This window comes from Scrofimicrobium sp. R131 (genome assembly GCF_040256745.1).
In the GTDB taxonomy this organism is placed as follows: Bacteria; Actinomycetota; Actinomycetes; order Actinomycetales; family Actinomycetaceae; genus Scrofimicrobium; species Scrofimicrobium appendicitidis.
On the sequence record NZ_CP138335.1, the window covers coordinates 1,013,523 to 1,034,119 of the forward strand.

16 protein-coding genes and 2 rRNA genes are annotated in these 20,597 nt (G+C 63.0%); 16 read left to right on the top strand and 2 right to left on the bottom strand.

The window, feature by feature from the left end; genetic code table 11:
* Positions 1-109 precede the first annotated feature (109 nt).
* From SAC06_RS04720 to SAC06_RS04795, 16 genes are all read left to right on the top strand, one after another.
* Positions 110-3,236: ribosomal RNA gene (locus SAC06_RS04720) — 23S ribosomal RNA — on the top strand.
* Between the two features lie 126 nt (positions 3,237-3,362).
* Positions 3,363-3,479, top strand: a 5S ribosomal RNA gene (gene rrf / locus SAC06_RS04725).
* A gap of 151 nt (positions 3,480-3,630) precedes the next feature.
* Entirely contained in the window at positions 3,631-5,781 is a 2,151-nt protein-coding gene (locus SAC06_RS04730) for an HAD-IIA family hydrolase (RefSeq protein ID WP_350259055.1), read from the top strand.
* A gap of 128 nt (positions 5,782-5,909) precedes the next feature.
* Positions 5,910-6,743: a TlyA family RNA methyltransferase gene (locus SAC06_RS04735; RefSeq protein ID WP_350259056.1), complete on the top strand. Its 834-nt coding sequence runs from the start codon at positions 5,910-5,912 to the stop codon at positions 6,741-6,743.
* On the top strand, positions 6,736-7,587 hold the full coding sequence (locus SAC06_RS04740; protein WP_350259057.1) for an NAD kinase: 852 nt from the start codon (positions 6,736-6,738) through the stop codon (positions 7,585-7,587). Before SAC06_RS04735 ends, SAC06_RS04740 begins: the two co-directional genes overlap by 8 nt.
* Entirely contained in the window at positions 7,584-9,263 is a 1,680-nt protein-coding gene (recN, locus tag SAC06_RS04745) for a DNA repair protein RecN (RefSeq protein WP_350259058.1), read from the top strand. The genes SAC06_RS04740 and recN overlap by 4 nt, the downstream gene beginning before the upstream one ends.
* Positions 9,263-10,438 carry a putative cytokinetic ring protein SteA gene (gene steA, locus SAC06_RS04750; protein WP_350259059.1) on the top strand — a complete coding sequence of 392 codons (1,176 nt, stop codon included), beginning with the start codon at positions 9,263-9,265 and terminating at the stop codon, positions 10,436-10,438. Before recN ends, steA begins: the two co-directional genes overlap by 1 nt.
* A gap of 33 nt (positions 10,439-10,471) precedes the next feature.
* Entirely contained in the window at positions 10,472-11,392 is a 921-nt protein-coding gene (locus SAC06_RS04755) for a copper transporter (RefSeq protein ID WP_350259060.1), read from the top strand.
* Positions 11,393-11,402: 10 nt separating this feature from the next.
* Positions 11,403-12,041, top strand: a complete 639-nt coding sequence (locus SAC06_RS04760) for an NUDIX hydrolase (protein WP_350259061.1) — start codon at positions 11,403-11,405, stop codon at positions 12,039-12,041.
* Positions 12,042-12,236: 195 nt separating this feature from the next.
* The gene (locus SAC06_RS04765; protein ID WP_350259062.1) at positions 12,237-12,947 is read left to right on the top strand and encodes a helix-turn-helix transcriptional regulator; all 711 of its coding nucleotides are present in this window, start codon (positions 12,237-12,239) and stop codon (positions 12,945-12,947) included.
* A gap of 27 nt (positions 12,948-12,974) precedes the next feature.
* On the top strand, positions 12,975-14,453 hold the full coding sequence (gene sufB / locus SAC06_RS04770; RefSeq protein ID WP_350259063.1) for a Fe-S cluster assembly protein SufB: 1,479 nt from the start codon (positions 12,975-12,977) through the stop codon (positions 14,451-14,453).
* A gap of 1 nt (position 14,454) precedes the next feature.
* Entirely contained in the window at positions 14,455-15,633 is a 1,179-nt protein-coding gene (sufD, locus tag SAC06_RS04775; RefSeq protein WP_350259064.1) for a Fe-S cluster assembly protein SufD, read from the top strand.
* A 19-nt stretch (positions 15,634-15,652) separates the two neighbouring features.
* Positions 15,653-16,405, top strand: a complete 753-nt coding sequence (gene sufC, locus SAC06_RS04780) for a Fe-S cluster assembly ATPase SufC (RefSeq protein WP_350259065.1) — start codon at positions 15,653-15,655, stop codon at positions 16,403-16,405.
* A complete protein-coding gene (locus tag SAC06_RS04785) occupies positions 16,405-17,670 on the top strand; it encodes a SufS family cysteine desulfurase (protein WP_350259066.1) in 1,266 nt (421 codons plus the stop codon). The genes sufC and SAC06_RS04785 overlap by 1 nt, the downstream gene beginning before the upstream one ends.
* A 21-nt stretch (positions 17,671-17,691) precedes the next feature.
* The gene (gene sufU / locus SAC06_RS04790; protein ID WP_350259067.1) at positions 17,692-18,174 is read left to right on the top strand and encodes a Fe-S cluster assembly sulfur transfer protein SufU; all 483 of its coding nucleotides are present in this window, start codon (positions 17,692-17,694) and stop codon (positions 18,172-18,174) included.
* A complete protein-coding gene (locus SAC06_RS04795; RefSeq protein ID WP_350259068.1) occupies positions 18,167-18,571 on the top strand; it encodes a metal-sulfur cluster assembly factor in 405 nt (134 codons plus the stop codon). The genes sufU and SAC06_RS04795 overlap by 8 nt, the downstream gene beginning before the upstream one ends.
* A gap of 47 nt (positions 18,572-18,618) precedes the next feature.
* Here SAC06_RS04795 and tgt read toward each other — a convergent pair whose 3' ends face one another.
* Positions 18,619-19,905, bottom strand: coding sequence for a tRNA guanosine(34) transglycosylase Tgt (gene tgt / locus SAC06_RS04800; protein ID WP_350259069.1), 1,287 nt, complete (start codon positions 19,903-19,905; stop codon positions 18,619-18,621).
* Complete coding sequence (locus SAC06_RS04805) at positions 19,898-20,554, bottom strand: queuosine precursor transporter (RefSeq protein ID WP_350259155.1); 657 nt, start codon at positions 20,552-20,554, stop codon at positions 19,898-19,900. The genes tgt and SAC06_RS04805 overlap by 8 nt, the downstream gene beginning before the upstream one ends.
* Positions 20,555-20,597 lie beyond the last annotated feature (43 nt).

Below are 20,597 nucleotides of genomic sequence, written 5' to 3' on the forward strand. Positions count from 1 at the left end.
GTGGGGTGTTTGTTGGGGGTTGGGTTGTTGGTGAATTGTATAGTGGTTGTTTGCATCTTTATTTTTGTGTGATTTGAGTTTTTTTTGGTTTGTTCTTGTTGTTTGTGTTTGTTTAGTTTTGTTGGGCGTTCGGTGGATGCCTTGGCATCAAGAGCTGATGAAGGACGTTGTGGCCTGCGATATGCCTCGGGGAGTTGGCGAGCGAGTGTTGATCCGAGGATTTCCGAATGGGGGAACCTAGCAAGAGTTATGTCTTGTTACTAGCATCTGAGTTTTGTAGGGTGTTAGGGGGAACGCGGGGAAGTGAAACATCTTAGTACCCGTAGGAGAAGATATTCCGTGAGTAGTGGCGAGCGAAAGCGGAGGTGGCTAAACCGTGTGTGTGTGATACTCAGCGAGGGTTGTGCATGCGGTGTTGTGGGGCAAGTTTTTCTGGGCTGTCGCTGTGGCCTGGGGTGAGCAGGGTTGGGTAGCTGAACCTTCTGGGATGTTGGACCGTAGCGCGTGATAGTCGTGTAGGTGAAATTCTTCCTTGTTTGCTGAGCTTGTTCCCGAGTAGCGCGGGGCTCGTGGAATCCTGTGTGAATCTGCCAAGACCACTTGGTAAGCCTAAATACTTCTTGATGACCGATAGTGTATTAGTACCGTGAGGGAATGGTGAAAAGTACCCCGGGAGGGGAGTGAAATAGTTCCTGAAACCGGGCGCCTTTAAGCCGTCAGAGCCGGTCGGCTCCTCCTTGTGGGGGGTTGTGGTGATGGCGTGCCTTTTGAAGAATGAGCCTGCGAGTTAGTGGCATGTGGCTTACTTAACCCTTGTGGGGTAGGTGTAGCGAAAGCGAGTCTGAAATTTTTGGGCGTTTATGGTCGCGTGTTCTAGACCCGAAGCGGGGTGATCTACCCATGGCCAGGTTGAAGCAGTGGTAAGACGCTGTGGAGGACCGCACCCACCTAGGTTGAAAACTGGGGGGATGAGTTGTGGGTAGGGGTGAAAGGCCAATCAAACTCCGTGATAGCTGGTTCTCCCCGAAATGCATTTAGGTGCAGCGTCGTGTATGTCTGGTGGTGGTAGAGCACTGGTTGGTTGATGGGCCCGTTGGGTTACTGAGATCAGCTAAACTCCGAATGCCATTAGTTTGAGCACGGCAGTGAGACTGTGGGGGATAAGCTTCATAGTCGAAAGGGAAACAGCCCAGATCATCAGCTAAGGCCCCTAAGTGTGTGCTGAGTGGGAAAGGATGTGGAGTTGCTTTGACAACCAGGAGGTTGGCTTAGAAGCAGCCATCCTTGAAAGAGTGCGTAATAGCTCACTGGTCAAGTGATTCCGCGCCGATAATGTAGCGGGGCTGAAGTACACCGCCGAAGCTGTGGCAATGAGTGCTCAACTTTTGTTGGGTGTTGTTGGGTAGGGGAGCGTCCTGCCTGGGGTGAAGCCTGCGTGTGAGCGTTGGTGGACTTGGTGGGAGTGAGAATGCAGGCATGAGTAGCGAATGACAGGTGGGAATCCTGTCCGCCGATTGACTAAGGGTTCCAGGGCTAGGTTTATCCTCCCTGGGTTAGTCGGGTCCTAAGGCGAGGCCGACAGGCGTAGTCGATGGATAACCAGTTGATATTCTGGTACCGGTGTTAGACCGCCAAACGCTGCATTTAGACTGAGATAACTCTAGTTTCGTGTGTTCTGCTCTTTCGGGAGCGGGATGTTTCGGGGCTGCGGTTGTGGAGGTTTTCTTGTGGTGAGCGTGTTAACAGGGGTGACACAGAGTGGTAGCTTTCGCACACCGGTGGTTGTGTGTGTCTAAGGTTGTGGCCTGTCCTCAGGTAAATCCGGGGACGTTATAGGTGAGGACTGATGGGAGCCCCTTTTTTGGGGTTTGAGAGTGAGCCTGTGCTGTCTAGAAAAGCCTCGACGTGAGGTCTGATACCGCCCGTACCCTAAACCGACACAGGTAGTCAGGTAGAGTATACCGAGGCGACGAGAGAATCATGGTTAAGGAACTCGGCAAAATGCCCCCGTAACTTTGGGAGAAGGGGGACCTGTCTTGGTGGAGCACGCTTGCCGTGTTTGGTGCCAGGGTGGGTCGCAGAGAATAGAGAGAAGCGACTGTTTATCAAAAACATAGGTGTGTGCGAAGCCGTAAGGCGATGTATACGCACTGACGCCTGCCCGGTGCTGGAAGGTTAAGAGGAAAGCTTAGCTGCCCCTTTGTGGGTAGCGAAGGTTTGAATTGAAGCCCCAGTAAACGGCGGTGGTAACTATAACCATCCTAAGGTAGCGAAATTCCTTGTCGGGTAAGTTCCGACCTGCACGAATGGCGTAACGACTTCTCTGCTGTCTCAACCATGAACTCGGTGAAATTGCACTACGAGTAAAGATGCTCGTTACGCGCAGCAGGACGGAAAGACCCCGGGACCTTTACTATAGCTTGGTATTGGTGTTCGCTGGTGTTTGTGTAGGATAGGTGGGAGACTGTGAAGCAGGCACGCTAGTGTTTGTGGAGTCATTGGTGAAATACCACTCTGATATTAGTGTGCATCTAACCTTGGCCCATGATCTGGGTTGGGGACAGTGCCTGGTGGGTAGTTTAACTGGGGCGGTTGCCTCCTAAATGGTAACGGAGGCGCTCAAAGGTTCCCTCAGCCTGGTTGGTAACCAGGTGGCGAGTGTAAGTGTAAAAGGGAGCTTGACTGTGAGACTGACAGGTCGAGCAGGTGCGAAAGCAGGAACTAGTGATCCGGCACTGGCTTGTGGAAGCGGTGTCGCTCAACGGATAAAAGGTACCCCGGGGATAACAGGCTGATCTTGCCCAAGAGTCCATATCGACGGCATGGTTTGGCACCTCGATGTCGGCTCGTCGCATCCTGGGGGTGTAGTCGCTCCCAAGGGTTGGGCTGTTCGCCCATTAAAGCGGTACGCGAGCTGGGTTCAGAACGTCGTGAGACAGTTCGGTCCCTATCCGCTGCGCGCGTAGGAAACTTGCAGAGACCCATCCCTAGTACGAGAGGACCGGGACGGACGAACCTCTGGTGTGCCAGTTGTACCGCCAGGTGCAGGGCTGGGTGGCTACGTTCGGGTTGGATAACCGCTGAAAGCATCTAAGCGGGAAGCCATCTCTAAGATAAGGTTTCCATCAACAATTGTTGTGAAGGCCCCCAGAAGAAGACTGGGTTGATAGGCCAGAAGTGGAAGCACCGTAAGGTGTGTAGAGCTGACTGGTACTAATTGGCCAACACTAAACCAAACACAACACGCGAGCCATCAAAACACACAAAAATCATTGATAACACGCGAACAACCACTATACGATCCACTACCAACCCAAACACAAAAACCCCTAGGGGTTTGAGTGACCATGGTAGACCACTTTTGCGGTGGTCATAGCGTGGGGGAAACGCCCGGTCCCATTCCGAACCCGGAAGCTAAGCCCCACAACGGCGAAGGTACTGCAACCGACAGGATGTGGGAGACTAGCAAACCACCGCAAATCAACCAAACAGAACGCCCCCCACCACACGGTGAGGGGCATTCTGCATGAACGGGACTTATCCACCGGGAGGCTGAGCCCTTCCCATCGGGACCCAACTCGCAGGTACACTAGCAAAGAAACCTGCCCGCCTAACTTGAAAGAGGACACTGTGGCCGAAGACCGCAACAGCAATCGGGGCCAACGAGGCCCGGGAGGATCCGGGCGCCCCGGGGGCAAAGACTTTGGTTCACGCGGCGGCAAGTATGACCGCGGCGGCAAGTTCGACCGCAGTGGGAAACCTGAGCGGGGCGGGAAGTTCGATCGCGGAGGCAAGAAGAACTTCGGGGGGAAGTCGAAGTTCTTGGCCAAAAACAAGCCTCACCATCGCGAGTACCGCTCGGCCGATCCCAATGAGCCTGTAATTCCAGCCGGTGTCACCGCCGATGAGCTGGATGCGGATGCGCTGAAAGCGCTGAAGACGCTCTCGGGCGCAAACCAGGAAATCGTCGCCCGACACCTGGTGACCGCCGGGCAGCTGCTGGACATCGATCCGGAGCTGGCCTATCAGCACGCCCAGGCGGCTGTGCGCCGGGCCGGGCGGGTCGACGTGGTCCGGGAAGCTGCCGCCCTGACCGCCTATGTGTCCGGACGCTACGATGAGGCCCTCCGTGAAGTGCGGGCTGTGCGCCGGATGCGTGGGGATGTGTCCCTGCGCGCGATTGAGGCCGACTGTGAGCGTGGGCTGGGGCGGCCCGAGCGCGCCATCGAAATCGTGGAAGAGACCGACACCTCCCAGCTTTCCCTGGAAGACCAGGTGGAGTTGATTCTGGTGGCAGCCGGCGCTCGCGCCGATCTGGGCCAGATGGACTACTCCCTGATGATTGTGGAGAACGCGTTGCGGTCTCTGCCGGAGGACACTCCCAGTGAGCTTTTGCGATGGCTCGGAGAACTGCGGGCTGAGCGGCTTCAGGACCTCGGTCGGCTGGAGGAAGCCGCCCAGGTACTGGATGAGCTCCCCCCGGAGGAAGATCCGATGGAGATCGTGGATCTGGATCTCCTGCTGGAAGCGGATGTGGACAAGGTTCGCACGGACCTGCGCGGTGGGGGAGAACCGCTCGCGAAGATGTTCGACGGGGCCCTGCTGGACCTGGATGGCGTCTGCTACGCCGGGGCGGAAGTGATTGCCGGGGGTCCGGGTGCGATCGATCTGGCTGAGGACCACGGGATGCAAATTGGCTTCCTGACCAACAACTCGTCTCGCAGCCCCCAGGCGGTGGCAGACAAGCTCAGTGCGCTCGGGTACGTGGCCGAAGCCAACCAGGTGATGACCTCGGCGATGGACCTGCTGATGGACCTGAAGGAAAAGTTTGAGCCGGGCACGAAGATCCTGGTCACCGGCAGCGAAGAGCTGGCTCGGATGACTGCTGAGGCCGGGTTTGAGGTAGTCGGTGAGGCCGCGGCCGAGCCGGCGGCAGTGGTGCAGGGACTGAGCCAGGACCTCGGTTGGGCTCAGCTAACTGAGGCGGCGCTCGCAATCCAGGCCGGCGCCATCCACTTCGCCACCAACCTCGATCCGAAACTGCCGACCGAGCGTGGGTTCGCCGTGGGTAACGGGTCCCTGGTCGCGGCCGTGCGCAACGCCACCGGGGTCCGGCCGATTGCAGCTGGCAAGCCCCGCCCCGACATCTTCATTCGCGCCGCCCAGATGTTGCGGATGGAACGGCCCCTGGTGATCGGTGACCAGTTGTCTACCGACATCGCCGGGGCGGTCTCGGCCAAGATGGCTTCTCTTCACGTCCTGACCGGGGTGAGCGACGCTCGGGATATCGTGCTGGCTCCGCGCGGGCAGCGCCCTTCCTTTGTGGCCCTGGATCTTAATGGGCTGAACGAGGTGCACCCGCGGCCGCGTCACCATCGTGACGGCACCTGGACCTGCGGAGTCTCACAGGTGGTGGCGATTGACCGGCGCGGACGGATCCGGATTGGCGAGGCGTGGTTGACCGGCTCAGAGGAACTGGTCACCCTGAACCTGGACACCTACCGGGCCCTAATCGCGGCCGCGTGGGAAATCGAGGATGAGCGGACCCAGGTAGCCTGCCCGCCCCTGAAAGTGGTTCCCAACGACGACGAAACCGGTGTGGTGGAGCCGGCCCCAGAACCGGAAGCGGAAACCGCGCCGGTGGAAGAACACGGGCCGGTGGAGGAAGCTGGGCCGGAAACGGCGCCGGTTGCAGACGCAGAGCCGGAAGCAAACGCCCCGGTTTCAGACCGGTCGGCAGAGTCGGACCAGGCGGCCACCCCCGGCCAGGAACAGGACTGACCCGATGGACGAGGAGCGGGACAACTCGGTGGGGGACCTGGCTGAGCTTCCTCGCGCCCTGGAGGAATTGCGCCAGCTTGAGCGCGAACTGCGCCAGGAACTAGAGCAGACCCAACGGTGAGGATCCGATGACTCTGCGCCGCCTCGATGCCGAACTCGTTCGCCGAAAGCTGGCCCAATCGCGCCAGCAGGCGAAGGAGATGGTTGAGGCCGGCCAAGTCAAGGTCAATGGCCAGTTGGCCGCCAAAGCGGCCACCCAGGTCTCGACGGCCGCCCCGATCGTGCTGGTCGACCCACCGGCGGACCAGTACGTCTCCCGCGGGGCCCACAAACTGCTGGGGGCGCTGGCAGCGTTGGGGGAGCGGGCCCCGCAGATCGCGGGTCGCCGGTGCTTGGACGCGGGCGCCTCTACCGGCGGATTCACCGACGTGCTGCTGCGCCGCGGAGCGGCCTCCGTGGTGGCGGTCGACGTGGGTTACGGGCAGCTGGCCTGGTCGGTGCGCCAGGATCCGCGGGTGGAGAACCTGGAGCGGACCAATATTCGCTATCTGGAACCCGACCAGGTGGCGCCGGCCCCGGACCTGGTGGTTGGGGACCTCTCTTTCATCTCGTTGGAGCTGGTGGTTCCAGCGCTGATTCGCTGCGCTCCGAAGGCCGACTTCCTCCTGATGGTGAAACCGCAGTTTGAAGTGGGCCGCGGTGCCCTCGGGAAAAACGGGGTGGTCTGGGATCCGGAGCAGCGGGCCCAGGCGGTGGCCAAAGTAGCGCATTTCTGCGCCGAGCAAGGGCTGACCGTGTGGGCGATCGAACCGTCCCCATTGCCGGGGCCAGCTGGCAACGTCGAATACTTTTTGGCCATGAGTTCGGGGCCGGGGCCGGTGGCGCTCCCGGACCTGGACGAGGCGGCCCGGGATGCCGTCAACCGCGGCCCCCATCCGAACAGTGAGGACAGTCATGGCTAAGAGAATCCTGCTGGAGTGTCACCCAAACCGGGAAGATGTTGGCCCGGCCGCCGACACGGTCCGGGCGGTCGCGGCCGCGCTCGGGATGCAGGTGACGGTCTCGCCGGATCCGGACCAGCCGCCCGAACTGGTCCTGGCGCTGGGGGGTGACGGCACGTTTTTGGCCGGAGCTCGCACGGCACGGCACTATGACATTCCTCTGCTCGGCCTGAACTTTGGCCACATGGGATTCCTGGCTGACACCTCGGACGACTCGCTCGAGGTGGTGGTCGAACGGATCCGACGCGACGCCTTCGAGGTGGAAAATCGGATGACCCTGGAAGTGGAGATCATCTCCCCGCTCGGGGCATTGGCCCGCCAGTGGGCCCTGAACGAGGCGGCAATCTTGCACTCGGATCTGGCCCACCCGGCCGACCTGGCCTTTGCGGTTGACGGCCAAGTTGTCTCCACCTACGGAGCCGACGGCATCATCTTGGCCACACCGACCGGCTCGACCGCCTACTCCTTTTCCGCCGGCGGGCCCGTGGTTTGGCCCGACACCGAAGCGATTGTGATGGCCCCTCTGGGGGCGCACGGGCTGTTCACCCGGCCCCTGGTGGTCAGTCCGAACTCGGTGCTGGAAGTGGGGATCCTCCCCTCCAATCGCCGCGCCCCCCAGGTGTGGATTGACGGACTCCTGGCTCTGGATGCGCCGGCCGGCTCGGTGGTGATGACCACCAGGGGAGCCCGACCGGTGCGCCTGGCCCGGCTGGAGAACCATCCGTTCTCGGAGCGGCTGGTCAACAAGTTCAACCTGCCAGTTTCAGGCTGGCGTTCCCCCCGACCGCACGGACCCAACCGATGATAGAAGAACTTCGCATTAAAGGACTCGGGGTGATTGACGAGGCGCACCTCGAGCTCGCCCCGGGCTTCACCGTGATCACGGGTGAGACGGGGGCTGGCAAGACGATGGTGCTCACCTCGCTCCGACTCCTGCTCGGCGAAAAGGGCGATGGAGCCCTGGTCCGAACCGGTCACCCGCAAATTGAAATTGACGCCATCATTCAACCGACCGCCACGGTGGCAAAGCATCTGGCGGAACTGGGGTTTGAGAGCGAGGAACTGATCCTGTCCCGCACAGTCCCCGCGAACGGTCGCTCGCGCGCCGCCGCCCAGGGACGACCAGTTCCCTTGCGGACGCTGGAGGAGTTGGTCAGCCCGCTGCTGACTATCCACGGCCAGGCCGACCAGTGGCGGGTTCGACGCAGCCAGGTCCAACGCGCCCTGCTCGACACCTACGCGGGCGAACAGCACCAGCAGCTCCTGGCCCGATACCGGGAGCAGTGGGCCGCGGTCACGACGCTGAAGCGGACCCTGGATGAACTTCACCGGGACCACGACCAACAGCAGATTGAGATCAACTACCTGCGCGAGGTGATCACCACCCTCACTCAGCTGGCCCCTCAGGTCGGGGAGGAAGAGGAGCTGCCGGCCCTGATTGAGCGCTACTCCCACGTGGCGGACCTGGCCCAAACGGTTGGGGACGCCGTCCAAACCCTTCAGGGGGAGGACAACCTGGTGGGCGTGCTGGACCTGCTGGGACAATGCGCGGCCGAGCTCCGTTCTGCAGCCGGCCTGGACTCGGCTCTAACCTCCTACTCGGACCGGCTGGCCCAAGTGGAGGGGGAAGTGGCCGATATTGCCGCCGACCTCTGGCAGTATGTGGACCAGCTGAGCGAAGACCCCGACGAACTGGCTTCCCTCCAGCAGCGCCGGGCCGACCTGGAAGCCCTGATGAAGGGGCGCGCCACGACGGTAGCGGAACTGCTCGACTGGCAGGTGGAGGCGGAGGCCCGCCTCGCCGAGTTGACCGGCAGCGGCGCCGATCCGGAACAGGTGGCCCAGCAGCTGGCTGCGGCCCAGTCCCAGTTGCGAGAACTGGGCGATCAGCTGCATCGCTCCCGCCACCAGGCTGGCTTGCGCCTGGCCAAGATCGTCAACCGGGAGCTGCACGAACTGGCGATGCCGCAGGCCCAGTTCCGAGTCCAAGTACAGGCGGAGGAGCCGCAGGCTCACGGGAGCGACGACGTGCAGATGGAGCTGCGGGCCCGACCCGACGCCCCGTTCCGCCCGCTCGGGGATGGGGCTTCGGGCGGTGAACTTTCCCGCGTCATGCTGGCCCTGGAGGTGGCCCTGGGAGAGCAGGCTGAGCCCGGCACCTACATTTTTGACGAGGTGGACCAGGGGATTGGTGGACACACCGCCACCGAGGTTGGTCGGCGCCTGGCGCAGCTGGGTCAAACCCAGCAGGTGGTGGCCGTCACCCACCTGCCGCAGGTCGCGGCCTGTGCAGACCGACACTACGTTCTGCGCCGACACGGGCAGCAGACCAGCGTGGAAGAGGCCGTCGGTGAGGACCGGGTCGAAGAGATCGTGCGCATGCTCGGAGGAAAAGCGGACTCGGATCCGGTTCGTCGGCATGCCGCCGAGCTGTTGGCGGATAAACCGTGGCAAGATCGTGAGCGGAAGAAAGAAGGATAATGTCTCGGAAGGTCAACACTTCGGCCCTAGCGGGCTCCATCCGCCTCGACGAATCAATTCCCCGGCTGGCCGGCAGGCTTGAGCCCGGCGAGATTGCCATCATCGAGTTCCCGGACCTAGATCGCTCTTCGGCGTTGGCCCTGCTTTCGCGCCGACCGGTGGCGGTCCTAAACGCCGCATCCTCCACGACAGGTCGCCGCCCCAGTCTGGGGGCGCAACTGTTGGTCGACGGGGGGATCACCCTGGTGGACGACCTCGGCTCCGACCTGATGACCCTGACCGAGGGGGACCAGGTTCGAATCCAGGGCGGGGACGTCTACCGCGGGGAAGAGCTCATTGCCTCCGGCCAGCGGCGAGACAGTGCCGAACTGCACCAAGCCCAGGCCAGCGGCCGGGAGCGCCTCGGCCCCGCCGTTGAGTCCTTTGCTCGAACTGCCGGTCTGACCTGGGAAAGCGAATCTGAACAGTACCTGCACGGGGAGGGCGTGCCCCCGGTTCCGGCCCTGAGCGGTCGGACCGTCGTGGTGGTTACCCCGGGCCTGACCTCGATCCGCCAACTTCGGCGGCTAAAGGCCTTCTGCAACGACTTTTCCGCCTACTTTATTGCCGTCGGCGAGGGGGCCAACTCCCTGAAGTCGGTTGGGCGCAAACCCGACCTGATCCTGGGCGACATCTCAAACCTGCCCGAGCCGATGCTGACCCGCGGCACCCCCCTGGTGCTGTTGGAGCGCCCGGATGGCCAGGTGACCGGTGGGGACCGAGCCAACGTGCTCACCCTCAAGTTCATGCGGATGGTCACCTCGGCTGCCCCGGCCGACGCCGCGGTGCTGCTGGCCGATGCCAACGGTGCCGATCAGATCGTGCTGGTGGGCGACGACGAGGGGATTGAGGGGTTCTTGGAGAAGACGGGCAGCGAGGTGACAGCCGGGTTCTTCATTCAGCTTCGATCTGAGGCCAAGTTGGTGTCCGCACCAGCGGTCCAGCGCCTCTACCGACCCGGAGTCCGCACCTGGCAGCTGGTGCTGATGCTGATCGCGGCCCTCCTGGTGATGGTGGCGGCGGTGCTGTTCACCCCGTGGGGCCAGAGCCTGGGGTGGGGACTTTACGATTGGGTGCAGGGGTGGTGGCCGTGGGCGGGCGACCCTAACGTCACCGCGGCGTACTTTGGCAGTTAGGCTGGGGCCGCTGGGCCCACGGGAAAGGTAAACATGGTTAATCTTCGGTACCACATCGTCTCCCTGGTAGCAGTGTTCTTGGCTTTGGCGCTGGGGGTTGTGCTGGGCGCTGGGCCACTGCAACGCCAGATCAATGCCGCCAGCGAAGGGACGAACCTGGCGGAAAAGTCCTCCCAACTGGAGTCTCAGCTGGCCACCGTTCAGGCCGAAGCCGACCAGTACGCCACCTTTGTCACCGACACGGCCGAACAGGTCTTGCCCGGCTCGCTGGCCGACCGGAAGGTCGCGCTGATCCTCCTGCCGGGCGCCAATGCCGAGGTGGCCGAGTCGGTGCAGGCCACCTTGCGGGAGGCGGGTGCGACCGTGACCGGGGCCGCGCAGCTGACCGACAACTGGGTCAGCCCCGGCCAGCGCGAGTATCGCGACACCCTAGCCAATCCCGTTTCCAGTCACCTGGCTGCCTCGAACCAAAGCGGCGCGGCCGACTCGATCCTGGCTCAGGCGCTAGTGGAAGCCCTGACCGGGACCGGAGCCGAGGTGGACCTCCTGCGCGAAATCCTGACCGACGTGGACACCCCGCTGGTGGTGGCGAACTCGATGCCGGAGGCACCGGCCGACCAACTGGTCCTGATCACCCCGTCCACCCCCTATCCGAAGGCCGGGCAGGAAGAGGACAGCCAGAGCGGATCCCAACCCGCCGCCAGTGAGCAGGCGCTGACGGCACTGGCGGGAGCTCTGGCCGACCGAACTGAGGGCGCGGTTGCCTACGGGGCGGCCGTGACCGACGACGATGTGATTGCGCTGTTGCGCGGCCAGGGAACCTCGCTGGCCACGGTCGACCAGATCGGGACACCGATGGGGAACCTGAACGTGGCGCTGGTGCTGGCCAATCAGAGCCGCGGCGCATTCGGCCAGGGGATCGGCGCCACCACCGCCGTTGCCCCCCTGAAATAGGAGCGGCCCGATGGTTCAGGACCGAGCCCAAAGCGGCTTTCCGGTTGAGTCCTCCGAGCAACTCTGGGACGGAGCCGTCTTTGGTCTGCGCGAAGACCGGGTGCAACTGCCCGGGGGCGACCGGCCGGTCGTTCGCCAGTATCTGACTCATCCCGGAGCGGTCGGCATCGTCCCGGTGCGCTTCACCGGCTCGGATCCCCTGGACGCCGAACTGCTGCTGCTGCGCCAGTACCGGCATCCGGTCCGGGCCGAACTGTGGGAGATTCCCGCCGGGCTGCTGGATCACCCGGGGGAGGAACCGCTGGCGGCGGCCAAACGGGAGCTGCGCGAGGAAGCAGACCTGGGGGCCCGGACCTGGTCGGTCCTGGTGGACCTGTTCACCTCGCCCGGTGCCTCCGAGGAAGCCCTGCGTATCTTCCTGGCCACGGATCTGTTCGCCTACGAAGAGGCTTTCGCTCGGGCCGAAGAGGAGGCCCAACTGGTTCCGCACTGGGTTGATCTGCGCTCGGCCGTGGCCGGAGTCCTGGCTGGTGACCTGCACAGTCCCAGCGCGATTGCCGGAATTTTGGCCACCCAGGCCACATTGTTGCAGCCTGGTTTTGGCCGGCGCGAGCCGGCGGCCCCCTGGTTGCGAAAGCCCCGAAACTAAGCGGATTCGGTCCGGTCAGCGCCGACTCGGGCCAGGCCGGTCTCCCCGGCTGCCACCACTTTGAGGAGTCCGGGGTGGCGATTATCGCTCAATATAATAATGTCTTTGTTGTGAAAATTAGCTACACTGGTCCTGCCTAGAAGTTTCGGTTCGGTGGGACGAAGGACCCGCCGGCTAGTGGAAGAGGGGGGTGCAATGGCGGAACTCAAAGATCTCGGCACCAGGCAGGTGGTTCTCGACCTCGTGGTTGAGAAAGGGCCGGTAACTTCCGGCACGATTGCGAAGATGCTCTCCCTGACCACAGCCGCTGTCCGGCGCCACATCACCACGTTGGAAGAGAACGGCGACATTGTTGAGCACGAAGTGCCGGTCCTGAAACCTCGCGGTCGCGGGCGTCCTGCCCGCTACTACGTGGCGACCGATATCGGCCGCGACCGACTCAGCGACGGGCACTCCGACCTGGCAATTAAGGCGATCGGCTATTTGGCTACCATCGCCGGCCCGGAGGCGGTCGACTCGTTCGCAGCGGCGCGCTCGCGCGATATTGAGCGGCGTTACCAGCCCATCTTGAACGAGGTGGGAGGGGACGCTCGGAAACGAGCCCAAGCCCTGGCCGACGCCCTCACCGACGACGGCTATGCCGCCAGTGTTCGACCGGTGGGCAACGGTGACTTCGCCGTTCAGCTCTGCCAGGGACACTGTCCGATCGAGCAGGTCGCGCGGGAGTATCCGCAGCTGTGTGAGGCCGAAACTGCTGCATTTTCGAAGCTGCTGGGCGTGCACGTGCAGAGACTGGCCACTTTGGCCCAGGGAGAGCACGTGTGCACCACGGTGGTTCCAGTGGGGGTGGCTCCGCTTCATCCCGGAGCTCGGCGAGTGCTGAAGCATTCCAATTCCCACAACTAGTTAGAGAAAGACTAAGAGAAGGACACTATGACCCAGTCACTGCCGGCCACACCGGTTGATGAGCGTCCCCAGGGTGTCAATGAACTCGGCACCGGACCCATGTCCGACGACGAGATCATCGACTCAATTGGAGCGTACGAGTACGGCTGGAAAGACAGCGACGACTATTCCAAAGGGGTTCCCAAGGGGATCAACGAGGACATCGTTCGCTACATTTCCGCCACGAAGAACGAGCCGGAGTGGATGCTTGAACGCCGGTTGAAGGCCTTTGACTTCTTCGAACGCAAACCAATGCCCACCTGGGGTCCGGACCTGTCCGGCATCGACTTCGACAACTTCAAGTACTTCGTGCGGGCCTCTGATCGGCAGGTGAAGGACTGGGAGGATCTACCCGACGAGATCCGCAACACCTACGATCGACTCGGCATTCCCGAGGCGGAGAAGAACCGGCTGGTGGCCGGCGTGGCCGCCCAGTACGAGTCCGAAGTTGTGTACCAGCAGATTCAGGAGGACCTGGAACGCCAGGGCGTGATCTTCCTGGACACCGATTCTGGCCTGCGCGAGTACCCGGAGATCTTCGAAGAGTACTTCGGCAAGGCCGTCCCGGCTGGGGACAACAAGTTTGCCGCTCTGAACACCGCCACCTGGTCCGGTGGGTCATTCGTCTACGTCCCCCCGGGGGTCCAGGTGGAGATCCCGCTTCAGGCGTACTTCCGAATCAACACGGAGGCGATGGGGCAGTTCGAGCGGACCCTGATCGTGGCCGATGAGGGGTCCTACGTTCACTACGTTGAGGGTTGCACCGCGCCCATCTACGACACGAACTCGCTGCACTCCGCGGTGGTGGAGATCTTCGTCCGGAAGGACGCTCGGGTTCGGTACACCACCATCCAGAACTGGTCCAACAACGTCTTGAACCTGGTGACACAGCGAGCCATGGTCGACGAGGGTGGAACCATGGAGTGGATCGACGGCAACATTGGCTCCGCCATCACCATGAAGTACCCTGCCTGCTATCTGCGCGGGGAGCACGCCCGCGGCGAGACGCTGTCGATCGGGTTTGCCGGTGAAGGCCAGCACCAGGACACCGGAGCCAAGATGGTTCACATGGCGCCGCACACTTCCTCCTCAATCGTGGCGAAGTCCGTTTCGCGCGGCGGCGGCCGCACCTCGTACCGCGGATTGGTGGAGGTCCATGCTCGGGCCACCAAGTCCAAGTCCAACGTGCTGTGTGACGCCCTGCTGGTGGACAAGATCTCCCGGACCGACACGTACCCGTACGTGGACGTGCGCACCGAGGACGTGGAGATGGGCCACGAGGCGACCGTGTCCAAGGTGAATGAGGATCAGCTGTTCTACCTGATGAGCCGGGGGCTGGATGAGACCGAGGCGATGGCCACCATCGTTCGCGGCTTCGTCGAACCGATCGCCAAGCACCTGCCGATGGAATACGCGCTGGAGCTGAACCGACTCATCGAACTTCAGATGGAAGGATCTGTCGGCTAACATGACCAATACTTTGACCACGCCGCGCCCCCACTCTCACGGTGCGGCGCCCAGCCCTGCCGGGCACTCCTCGCGGGCTGATCGCCCCACTTCCTTCTCGGTGGCGGAGATTCCCGTTCCCCACGGACGCGAAGAGGACTGGCGGTTCACCCCGCTGCGCCGGATCCGGCCGCTATTTGAGCTGGAGAACTACACCGGTACCAACACGGTCTCCGTTGAGGGACCCGCCCCGGTTCAGGTTGAAACTGTCGATCGGGACGATCCGCGCCTGGGCCAGGTGCTGGCTCCAGGAGACCGGACCGCAGTGGTGTCCTGGAACGAGTTCCCCCAGTCCACGGTGGTAACCATTCCGTCCGAGGCAGAGCTGACCGAGCCGGTCTTCGTCAAGATCACCGCCTCGGATGCACCTTCGGCTCAGCACCTGCTGATCAAGGCCGAGAAGTTCTCCACCGGCGTCGTGATTTTGCAGCACTCCGGCCCGGGGTGGTTGAACCAGACCGTCGAAGTTCGGGTCGAAGATGGTGCTCGCCTGCAACTCGTCTCCATTCAAGAGTGGGATCGGACCGCCGTGCACGCCTCCGATCACCGAGTTTCGGTTGGCCGTGACGCCTCGCTGGACCACCTGGTGGTGACCCTGGGCGGGGACCTGGTCCGCATGTGCGTCGACACCGAGTACACCGCGCCGGGCGGCGAAATGCGCCTGAACGGAATCTACTTCGTGGATGCCGGCCAGCACATGGAGCACCGTCCCTTCATTGATCACTCGCAGCCTAAGTGCTACTCCCGGGTGACCTACAAGGGGGCGCTGCAGGGCAAGGACGCGCACTCGGTCTGGGTGGGCGACTGCCTAATCGGCGAACTGGCCGACGGTACCGACACCTACGAGCTGAACCGGAACCTGCTGCTGACCGAAGGCGCCAAGGCCGACTCGGTCCCGAACCTGGAGATCGAAAACGGGGAAATCGAGGGAGCGGGGCACGCCTCCGCCACCGGTCGCTTCGACGACGACCAGCTGTTCTATCTGATGAGTCGCGGAATCCCAGAGATTGAGGCCCGTCGCCTCGTGGTGCGCGGCTTCTTCGCCGAACTGGTCAACGAGATTCCGGTACCCGAGATTCGGGATCACCTGATGGACGCGATCGAAGCCGAGCTGGCAACCACCGAAACCCCCCAGAGCTGATTGAGAGAGAAAATAACAAATGTCTACCTTGAACATCAAAGACCTGCGGGTCTCAGTGGAAACCCCCGAAGGCACCAAGCAGATCCTCAAGGGCGTGGACCTGACCGTCGGTTCCGGCGAAATCCACGCGGTCATGGGCCCTAACGGGTCGGGCAAGTCGACCCTGGCCTACGCGCTGGCCGGGCACCCCGCCTACACCATTGACGGTGGGGAAGCGTGGCTGGACGACCAGAACATCCTGGAAATGTCCGTGGACGAGCGGGCTAAGGCCGGTCTGTTCCTCGCGATGCAGTATCCGGTCGAGGTGGCGGGCGTGTCCGTGGCCAACTTCCTCCGGACCGCGAAGACCGCCATTGAAGGCAAAGCTCCGGCTGTTCGCCAGTGGGTCAAGGACGTCGATCGGGCCATGACCGACTTGAAGATGCCCGGCGAGTTCGCCAACCGCGACGTCAACGTCGGTTTCTCCGGCGGTGAGAAGAAGCGGCTGGAAATCCTGCAGATGGAACTGCTGGAGCCTTCGTTTGCGATCCTGGATGAGACCGACTCGGGCCTGGACGTGGACGCGCTCCGGATCGTGTCGGAAGGGGTGAACCGGGTCCACCGTAAGAATGGCAACGGGGTCCTGCTGATCACCCACTACACGCGAATCCTGCGCTACATCAAGCCCGACTTCGTGCACGTCTTCGTGGACGGCAAGGTGGCGACCCAGGGCGGGGCCGAGCTGGCCGACCAGCTGGAAGAACAGGGCTACGACAAGTACCTGGTCGCCTAATGAGTACCGCGGAAGTTGCCTCCAGCTTGGCTCAGCCGTTCACTGCGGCCGAGCTGGAGGCGATCCGCGCCGATTTTCCGATTCTGAGCCGGCACGGCCGCGGTGGGCGCAAGATTGCCTACTTTGACGCGGCCGCCACCTCGCACAAACCGAACCGGGTGATTGACGCGGAAGCGGAGTTCTACCGGAACCACAACGCCGCGGTCAATCGGGGCACCCACCTGCTGGGGGACGAGGCGACCGAGTCGTTCGAGTCGGCGCGCGCCACCGTGGCCAACTTTGTTGGGGGCCGGCCGGACGAGATCGTGTGGACGAAGAACTCGACCGAGGGTCTGAACCTGGTGGCCTACTCGTTCAGTTGGCTCGGACCCCAGGATCGGATCGTCATCACCCGCGCCGAACACCACTCCAACCTGGTGCCGTGGCAGCAGTTGGCTGCTCGAACCGGAGCGGAGCTGCGGTGGCTCGACCTGACTTCGGATGGCTGCCTGGACCTCGACACCCTGGATGTGATCACACCGAACACGAAAGTGGTGGCGTTTACTCACGCCTCCAACGTGACCGGGGCCGTGTCGCCGGTGGCCGAGGTGGTGGCGGCCGCCCGTCAGGTCGGGGCCCTCACCGTGCTCGATACCTGCCAGTCCAGTGCGCACCAGCCGGTGAACGTGAGCCAGCTGGGGGTCGACTTCGCGGTGTTCTCCTCGCACAAGATGCTTGGGCCAACCGGAATTGGCGCCCTGTGGGGACGGCGAGACTTGCTCGCCGACCTGCCGCCCTTCCTGACCGGGGGCTCGGTGGTGGCGGACGTAACCATGGAAACGACCGAGTTCCTCCCGGCCCCGAACCGATTCGAGGCCGGCTCGCAACCGGTGGCCCAGGCCGCCGCGTGGGCCGAGGCCCTGCGCTACCTGCAAGAACTTGGCATGGATCGGGTGGCTGCCCAGGAGCACGCCCTGCTCCAACCACTGTTTGACGGCATTTCCGAGATTCCGGGAGTCCGAATCCTGGGTCCGGCCACCACCGAGGGTCGCCTCGGGGTCGTGGCTTTCGCGGTCGAAGGGGTGCATCCGCACGACGTCGGCCAGGTGTTGGACGCCGATGACGTGGCGGTTCGGGTGGGCCACCACTGTGCGATCCCGCTGCACCGCTTCTTTGGGGTCCGTTCCTCTTCCCGCGCATCTCTGTCCGTCACCAACACCGTGTCCGAAATTGAGCAGCTTATCGCTGCGATCGCCAAAGTGCGCCAGTATTTTGGGTACCGGTAGAACCAGTTGAAGGAGAGCTGAGTGTCATCCCTTGAGCAGCTGTACCAGCAAGTGATCCTGGATCACTCCCGCCGGCGAAGCGGTTTTGGACCGATCGCCGGGTTGGAGTACACCTCGCACCAGGTCAACCCGACCTGTGGTGACGAGGTGACCCTGGGCGTGAAAGTCGGCCCGGACGGCCAGCTGGACGAAGTGCATTGGGAGGGGGATGGCTGCTCCATCTCGCAGGCGTCCCTGTCCATGATGACCGAAATGGTGGAGGGCGCCGACCTGGATCGGCTCCGCCAGCTCTACCACGCGATGGACACGATGATGCATTCGCGCGGACAGGGCGTGGACGAGGAGTTGCTGGACGAGCTCGAAGATGCCGCCGCCCTGGAGGGAACCTCAAAGTTTGCCAATCGAATCAAATGCTCGCTGCTAGGCTGGTCGGCCCTGCGTGATGCTCTTGCCCAAGCCGGCTACGACATTGCCATAACTGAGGAGGACAGCACCGATGAGTAACCCAATGGCGAATACCGAACCGGTGGAGCAGCGGTTCCAGATGCCCGAAGCCGTGCCCAGTCAGGGGATCACCGTCATTCAAAACGGCACCGTGACCGCCGAAGAGATTCTGGAAGCAATGAAGGACGTGATTGACCCCGAGCTCGGGATCAACATCGTGGACCTGGGCTTGGTCTACGGCGTCTCGATCGCGGCTGACAACGCGATTGTCCTGGACATGACCCTCACCTCGGCCGCCTGCCCGCTGACCGACGTGATTGAGCGTCAGGTCCAGATGGTGCTGGGTCCGTACTCAACCGACGTGAGCATCAACTGGGTGTGGCTGCCGCCGTGGGGGCCGGACTGCATCACTGAGGACGGCCGCGCCCAACTGCGAGCCATCGGCTTCAACGTCTAGGCAGGACCTACTCAGCCTTGACCGGCCCGGGGAAGACCCGGGCCGGTTCAGTTTCCGTAGAATCGCTCGAGGACGTCCTCTTTCAGCTCCCAGTAGGTGCCGTCCGCAATGGACTGGCGAATGGCGTCGACCAGTCGGACCGTGAACCACTCGTTGTGAATGGTGGCCAGGGTGGCCGCCAGGATCTCCTTGGCTTTGAACAGGTGGCGGACGTAGGCCTGCGAGTAGTGGGTGCAGGTGTAGCAGCCGCACCCGGTCACCAGGGGAGAGAAGTCGCGGGCAAACCGCGCGTTCGTAATGTTGAACCGTCCGTCCGGAGTGTAGATGGCCGCGTTGCGCGCCACCCGGGAGGGGTTCACACAGTCGAAGGTGTCCGCCCCCGCCTCGATCGCCTGGAAAAAGTCCAGCGGCTCCGAGATGCCCAGCAGGTGCCGGGGCTTATCCGCCGGTAACTGGGCGCTGACCCACCCGACAATGGTGCCCAAGCGCTCCTTCTCCAGGGCGCCGCCGATGCCGAATCCGTCAAACTGCCACCCGTCCTCGTCCATCCGGGCCAGGGTGGTGGCGGCCCGCTCGCGCAAATCCTGATACTGCGCGCCCTGCACCACACCCCAGAGCTGCTGGTAGGGTTTGCTGACTCGTTCTTCGGTCAGGCGGCGGTGCGCTTGCAGGCAGCGGCGGGCCCAGGCTTCGGTTCGAGCCAGCGACTCCACCTGGTAGTCGTAGGGATGCAGCAGACTGGTCAGCTCATCAAAGGCAAACATGATGTCGGCGCCCAGCTGATGCTGGATTCCGAGCGAGACCTCCGCGGTGAACCGGTGCTTGGTGCCGTCCAGGTGAGAGCGGAAGGTGACCCCGTCGTCGTCCACCGACGCGCGGGATTCCTTCACTGCCAGGCGTTCCTGGGCGGCCGTGTCCCCGGCAATCTTGCCGGCAAACTGGTCGGACAGCACCTTCTTATACCCGGCCCCCATCGACAGCACCTGGAACCCACCCGAGTCGGTGTAGGTGGGTCCGGGCCAGTTCATGAATCGGCCCAGCCCTCCCGCCTCGTCCACCAGGTCGGAGCCGGGCTGAAGGTAGAGGTGGTAGGCGTTGGCCAGCACCGCCTGGGCCCCCAGATCCCGCACCATTTCGGGAACCAAACCCTTGACGTTGGCTTTGGTGCCGACCGGAATGAAGGCCGGGGTGCGGATCGGGCCGTGCGCGGTGTGGATCACCCCGGTCCGCCCCAGTGTGCCCGGGAGCTCCGCTTCCAGCGTGAAACCCCGGTCGGGTCCGGCTTCGGTGGGGGCCCACATCTGCGCGGGGGCTCCAATCCAGTTGCTAACCATGGACGACCTCCGGTCCTTTCACCCAGCGAATTGTGGGGTACGACAGCGGCAAAATAATCACTTCCACGGCCAGCTTGTACAGGTACCCAACCAGGACGTAGTTCCAGAACTCGGCCCCGGTCAGGATGCCGGCAAACGCAATCGTGCAGAAGATCAGGGTGTCGGCCGCCTCGCCCACCACGGAGGAGCCCAGCAGTCGCACCCACAGGCGTCCCGGGCCCCACTGCCGCTTAATCCAGACCAGGACGTAAGCGTTCAGCAGCTGACCGGCCAGGAACGCCAGTAGAGAGGCAGAAACAATCCGGGGCACAAACCCCAGGACCGCCGTGAAGGCTTCCTGGTGTTCGTAGTCGGGGGCGGGTGGAAGGGCGCCCACCACCCAGAAGGTGAGGGCGGCCAGCGCGGAGAGGGCGAACCCGATCACGATCACCCGGCGGGCGCGGGCGAAGCCGTACACCTCGGCCAGGACGTCGCCCAGCACGTAGGTGAGCGGGAACAGCAGGGCCCCGCCGTCGAAAATCAGGTGCCACGAGCCCAACTGCACCATGAACAGCTTGGTGGCGGCCACGTTAGCAATGAGCAGGAACCCGACAAAAGAGATCGCCAGCACGTCGTAGACGCGGGTGGCTCTCGGGCTCAGTTCGGTAATCACGCCCTCAATTGTGCCGCGCCACCGGGCCGAGGGGAAACCG

What these genes read in the sequence shown, in the direction of transcription:
- SAC06_RS04740 (WP_350259057.1), top strand. Translation starts at nt 6,736, where the DNA reads ATGGCTAAGAGAATCCTGCTGGAGTGTCACCCAAACCGGGAAGATGTT.
- SAC06_RS04760 (WP_350259061.1), top strand. Translation starts at nt 11,403, where the DNA reads ATGGTTCAGGACCGAGCCCAAAGCGGCTTTCCGGTTGAGTCCTCCGAG.
- steA (WP_350259059.1), top strand. Translation starts at nt 9,263, where the DNA reads ATGTCTCGGAAGGTCAACACTTCGGCCCTAGCGGGCTCCATCCGCCTC.
- SAC06_RS04755 (WP_350259060.1), top strand. Translation starts at nt 10,472, where the DNA reads ATGGTTAATCTTCGGTACCACATCGTCTCCCTGGTAGCAGTGTTCTTG.
- sufD (WP_350259064.1), top strand. Translation starts at nt 14,455, where the DNA reads ATGACCAATACTTTGACCACGCCGCGCCCCCACTCTCACGGTGCGGCG.
- sufC (WP_350259065.1), top strand. Translation starts at nt 15,653, where the DNA reads ATGTCTACCTTGAACATCAAAGACCTGCGGGTCTCAGTGGAAACCCCC.
- SAC06_RS04765 (WP_350259062.1), top strand. Translation starts at nt 12,237, where the DNA reads ATGGCGGAACTCAAAGATCTCGGCACCAGGCAGGTGGTTCTCGACCTC.
- tgt (WP_350259069.1), bottom strand. Translation starts at nt 19,905, where the DNA reads ATGGTTAGCAACTGGATTGGAGCCCCCGCGCAGATGTGGGCCCCCACC.
- SAC06_RS04785 (WP_350259066.1), top strand. Translation starts at nt 16,405, where the DNA reads ATGAGTACCGCGGAAGTTGCCTCCAGCTTGGCTCAGCCGTTCACTGCG.
- SAC06_RS04735 (WP_350259056.1), top strand. Translation starts at nt 5,910, where the DNA reads ATGACTCTGCGCCGCCTCGATGCCGAACTCGTTCGCCGAAAGCTGGCC.
- SAC06_RS04795 (WP_350259068.1), top strand. Translation starts at nt 18,167, where the DNA reads ATGAGTAACCCAATGGCGAATACCGAACCGGTGGAGCAGCGGTTCCAG.
- sufB (WP_350259063.1), top strand. Translation starts at nt 12,975, where the DNA reads ATGACCCAGTCACTGCCGGCCACACCGGTTGATGAGCGTCCCCAGGGT.
- recN (WP_350259058.1), top strand. Translation starts at nt 7,584, where the DNA reads ATGATAGAAGAACTTCGCATTAAAGGACTCGGGGTGATTGACGAGGCG.